This window comes from Anaerolineales bacterium (genome assembly GCA_022866145.1).
Lineage (GTDB): Bacteria > Chloroflexota > Anaerolineae > Anaerolineales > E44-bin32 > PFL42.
Genome location: JALHUE010000034.1, coordinates 1 through 3,157 on the forward strand (window position 1 = coordinate 1; position 3,157 = coordinate 3,157).

3 protein-coding genes are annotated in these 3,157 nt (G+C 67.5%); 2 read left to right on the plus strand and 1 reads right to left on the minus strand.

The features are described 5' to 3' along the window. Positions 1-371: ECF transporter S component (locus tag MUO23_01040; GenBank protein MCJ7511536.1), on the minus strand; the 371-nt coding region annotated here is incomplete at its 3' end. Positions 372-519: 148 nt separating this feature from the next. Between MUO23_01040 and fdhF the strand changes: the two genes are divergently transcribed. Next, complete coding sequence (fdhF, locus tag MUO23_01045) at positions 520-2,697, plus strand: formate dehydrogenase subunit alpha (GenBank protein MCJ7511537.1); 2,178 nt, start codon at positions 520-522, stop codon at positions 2,695-2,697. A gap of 140 nt (positions 2,698-2,837) precedes the next feature. Beyond that, positions 2,838-3,157 (plus strand): PadR family transcriptional regulator (locus MUO23_01050; protein MCJ7511538.1); only part of this gene is annotated, 320 nt, incomplete at its 3' end.

Genomic DNA, 3,157 nt, shown 5'->3' on the forward strand with positions numbered 1-3,157 from the left:
GAGATCGGCGCCGAGACCAGCGCCGCCACGATCCCGGTGATCAGGCCCCCGAGCAGCCACAGACCCAGGCGCTTGAACCAGCCCCATTGGGCGAACAGGCCGGCCATCAGGCCGATAATTCCGGCTACGATCGCAAAGGCGGCTGCGAAGGGCGCCAGGCCGGTCAGGGTCCAGATCACGTTCGCTAGAATGCCGGTGACCAACCCAGCTAGCGGGCCGGCCAGCACGGCCACCAGGATCGTGCCGATGGAGTCCAGGTAGACCGGCAGCTTGAGGGCCACCACCAGCTGACCGACCACGATGTTAATTGCGATCGCGACCGGGATCAGGACCAGGGTGACAGTCGTGAAGTCGCGTCGGATGCGGTCCATGTCCAGTCCTCCAGCGAGACGAATCGCCTGTACTATACCCGGGATCCCCGGCCTTCGTCTAGAACCGCAGCGGGGCTATAATTCCGACGAAGGCCGTCCTTATTGGCCTTCCCCGGCAGTCCGCACGCCGAAAGGGCGAGGAGGCAGCATGCTACAGGCCGACCGGGTCGTTCGCTCCACCTGTCCATTCTGCGGCGTCGGCTGCCAGCTCGAATTGCATGTGAAGGACGGCACGATTCTGCGGGTGCAGGCGCCGTTCGAGGCTGCCCCCAACTACGGCATGCTGTGCGTCAAGGGGCGCTTCGGGACCGACTACGTCTCCCACCCCAGCCGTCTGACCCAGCCCTTGATCCGCACCAACACCGACCAACCCCGCTCCGCCGAACCGATCTGGCGCCCGGCTTCCTGGGAGGAAGCCCTCGACCTGGTGACCTCGCGCCTGGCAGAGATCGTGAGCCAGTCAGGTGGGGACGCCGTGGCCACCTTCGCCTGCGCCAAGGCCACCAACGAGGACAACTACCTGCTGCAGAAGCTGACACGGGCCGTGCTGGGGACGAACAACGTCGATCACTGCTCGCGCCTGTGCCATGCCGGGAGCGTTGCCGGATTGCAGCTGGCCATCGGCTCCAGCGCCATGAGCAACTCGATCGCCGAGATGGAAGATCTGGACGTGTTCATCGTCACCGGCTCGAACACCACTGAGACCCATCCGGTGATCAGCAACTTCCTCAAGCGCGCCGTGCGCCGCAACCATGCCCGGCTGATCGTGATCGACCCGCGCAAAATCGAGATGACCGAGTTTGCCACGCTCTGGCTGCGTCAGCGCCCGGGCACGGACGTTGCCGTCTGGCAGGCGATGGCGAACGTCGTCGTGCGCGAGAAGCTGTACAACCCGACGTTCATCCACGAGCGCACCGAGGGTTTCGCGGAGTACGTCGAATCCCTGGAGGCGTTCACCCCGGAGTGGGCTGAGTCGGTGAGCGGCGTGCCCGCCGACGCCATCCGGGAGGCAGCCCGCCTATACGCCGGCGCCCGGGCCGCGGCCGTGTACTGGGGCATGGGCATCAGCCAGAGCACCCACGGCACCGACAACACGCTGGCGATTACCAACCTGGCCTTGCTGTGCGGCCAGATTGGTCGGCCCGGGACTGGCCTGAATCCGCTGCGCGGTCAGAACAACGTCCAAGGCTGTTCGGACAGTGGCGCCCTGCCGTACGTGTTCACCGCTTATCAGCGAGTCGATGACCCGGAGGTGCGTGCCCGCTTCGGCGGCGAATGGAGGCGGCCGCAGCTGAATCCCGCCCCCGGTCTGATGATCACCGAGTTGATGGATGCCGCCTTGTCCGGCGCCGTGCGGGCGTTCTACGTCATGGGAGAGGACCCGCTGACCAGCGAGCCCAATCTAAACCATGCCCGGCACGCCATGGACCATCTGGACTTCGTCGTCTGCCAGGACATCTTCCTGACGACGACCGGCCGGGTGGCGGATGTTATCTTGCCCTCGACTTCGTTCGCCGAGAAAGATGGCACCTTCACCAACTCCGATCGCCGGGTGCAGCGCGTGCGGGCGGCCGTGTCCCCTGTGGGCGATAGCCGGCCCGATTGGCAGATCATGTGCGACCTGGCCCGGCGCCTGGAAGCAGCCCTCGGGCAGCACCCGAGCGCCGGCTGGGACTACCGCCACCCGGCGGAGATCTGGGAGGAGATGCGCCGGGTGACGCCGGATTTCGCCGGGATCACCTACGACCGGCTGCAGGCCGAGGGCGGCGTGCACTGGCCGTGCCCGTCGCTCGATCATCCCGGCACGCCCTACTTGTTCGCCGACGATTTCCCCATCGGGCGCGGGCGCTTCTGGAGGCTGGAATACGGGACGGAGAGCGAGCTGCCCGATCCCGAGTACCCATTCCTACTGTCGACCGGGCGCGTGTTGTATCACTGGCATGGTGGGGCGATGAGCCGACGCTCGAAGCTGGACGAGGTCTGGCCGGAGGCCACGGTCGAGGTGCATCCGGCGGACGCGTCCCGCCTGGCCGTCGCCACCGGGGACTGGCTGCGGGCGACCTCCCGCCGCGGATCGATCGGCCTGCGGGCGATGGTCACCGAACGTTCGCCCGAAGGCGTCGCCTTCATCCCCTTCCATTTCGTCGAGGCTGCCGCCAATGTGCTGACCCATGACCGCCTCGACCGGCGGGCCAAGATCCCGGACTTCAAGGTGTGCGCCATTCGCCTCGAGAAGATTGACCCGCCCTCGGGCCGCGACCCGGCCACCGATCAGCCGCTCACCGCGCGGGGGGCGATCAAGGACCCGGCGGTCCTGGTGCACTAGCACCGGCGGGAAGCCAGCCCGCTAGCCCCAATTGGCCGCCACAGGTGGCTCCCCGTCCGTGGCGCGGGAAAGGCTGCAGGCCGGTCGGGCGGGGCGTCGGTTGCGCTGCCGGCGGTGATATACTCACTCAGTGAGTATGCATGGCCGCCTCTGCCGCTCGCGCCAGTGACCTATCGCCGGAGTTCGTCCTGCTCGGCCTGCTCCGCCAGCGTCCCGCCCACGGCTACGAGCTGCACCAGCGGCTGTCGGCCGACCTCGGCGGGCTGTGGCACCTCAGTCAGTCGCAGGCCTACAGCACCCTCAAGCGGCTAGAGGCGCGCCGATGGATCACCGCCAGCCCGCATCCCCAGCCTAACCTGCCTGACCGGCGGCTGCTGCGGCTGACGCCCGAAGGCCGGCGGCGTTTCCACGACTGGCTCCACACCCCGACCAGCAACAGCGTTCGCGCCATCCGCGTGGA